Below are 1811 nucleotides of genomic sequence, written 5' to 3' on the forward strand. Positions count from 1 at the left end.
GGCCGGGCGGGCGACGCAGGCCCGGCGACGACGGGCGACGCGTGGCGACGCGACGTCTACCCGGCGACCTCGGCGGCCGGCTCGGGGCGGTGGATGCCGACCAGGCAGGTGTCGTCGTCGGTGTCGGAGCGGCTGTGGGCCAGCAGGTGGTCCAGTTGCTCGCCCAGACTGCCCGCCCCGGGGAAGGACACGCCGCGCAGTGTCGCGTGGAGGTCCTCGAAGCCGCTGCTGTCCTTGCGCTCGATCAGGCCGTCGGTGAAGAGCAGCAACGTCGCCCCCTCCGGCAGCGTCATCTCGTACTCCTCGTAGCCGGCGTCCGGGATCGCGCCGAGCAGGATCCCGTGGCCGAAGTCGAGGGAACGGGAGCCGCCCTCGTGCAGCAGCACCGGCGCCGGATGCCCGGCGCTCGCCCAGCGCAGCAGGCTGCGCTGCGGATGGTAGATCCCGCACACCGCCGTCGCCGTGACGTTCTCGATGAGGTGGAAGGCCACGTCGTTGAGCCAGGCCAGCAGTTGGGCGGGTCCGGCCCCGGTGGTCGCGAGGCCGCGCAGGGCGTTGCGCAGCGCGACCATGCCCGTGGCCGCCTCGATGCCGTGCCCGGCCACGTCCCCGACCGAGATCAGCACGTCGCCGTTGGGCAGCGGCACCGCGTCGTACCAGTCGCCGCCCACGGCGTGGTCCTGGTGGGCGGGGCGGTAGCGGACTCCGATGGTCAGCCCGGCCATGGACACGGTGCCGGGGGTGGGCGGCATGATGGCGTGCTGAAGCCGACGGGCGAGCCGTGCGCTCTCGTCCGCCTCGGCCTGCGTGTGGGCGAGTTGGTCGCGGGTGGCGCTCAGCGCCACCTCGGTCCAGTGGTGCGCGGAGATGTCCTGGCAGACGCCGCGGATCGCGACGAGCGCGCCGGCCTCGTCGGCCACCGGCTCCGCCACCACGCGCACGTGCCGCACCACGCGGTCGTCGCGGTGGAACCGGACGGCGACGTCCCGGGGCTCCTGGTGCAGGGTCACCCCGGCGAGGAAGGCGTCGAACGCGTCGCGGTCGTCGCGGTGGACCCGCGCCCGCAGGTGCGACAGCGGCAGCGGCCGGCTGTCGGGCGCGAGGCCGAACAGCTCGAACAGCTCGGGGTTCCACGCGGCCCGCGAGGTGAGCAGATCGTCCTCGAAACCGCCGATGCGGCCCAGGCGTTGGGCGTGCTGGAGCAGGGTGCCGAGGCGGGCGTCGTCCTCCTGGACCCGCCACGTCAGCAGCACCGCGTCGTTGACTCGGCTCACGCCCACCTGGGCCTGGTTGACGACGGGGACGTCGCCGATCTCGGCGACGAGCGCGAGCCGGTCCGCGCGGAACGACTCCCCCGTCGCGTACACGTGCTCGACCTTCTCGGCCGGTCCCCCCGCGCGACCGAACCCCGGGTACGCCTGGAGCAGCGGCCTGCCCTGTACGAGCGCGGCGGGCCGTCCGGCCGGGTCGGCGAAGCGGTCGTTGAGGTGGGCGATGCGGAAGTCGGCCAGCCGCCCCTCCTCGTCGAACAGCGGGGTGAGCACCAGCGCCGGATCGTGCAGGCTGTCCGCGAGCTGCCGCAGCGCCGGATCCACCGGATCCACCGGATCCACCGGGTCGACGCCCTCGCTCGCGGGCGCGGCGGCGGGGACGTCGGAGCCATGGGCGGGCTCGTCCAGGGTGTGCGCGGTGAGCTCGGCCAGGGCGAGGAGTTGACGCTCGACGCGGTGGTCGCGCTCGGGCGCTCCGGTGGTCCAGCTGACCTCCAGCGCGCCGAGCACCCGGCCGCGGCGGACGGCCGGGGCCGCGAC

General features: G+C 74.8%; 1 protein-coding gene. It reads right to left on the reverse strand.

Features of this window, described 5'->3' with window-relative positions; all coding sequences use genetic code 11:
• Positions 1 to 56 precede the first annotated feature (56 nt).
• A partial coding sequence (locus TR50_RS47320) for a PP2C family protein-serine/threonine phosphatase (protein WP_042432396.1) occupies positions 57 to 1811 on the reverse strand: 1755 nt, incomplete at its 5' end.

It is taken from the genome of Streptacidiphilus anmyonensis (assembly GCF_000787855.1).
Classification (GTDB): domain Bacteria; phylum Actinomycetota; class Actinomycetes; order Streptomycetales; family Streptomycetaceae; genus Streptacidiphilus; species Streptacidiphilus anmyonensis.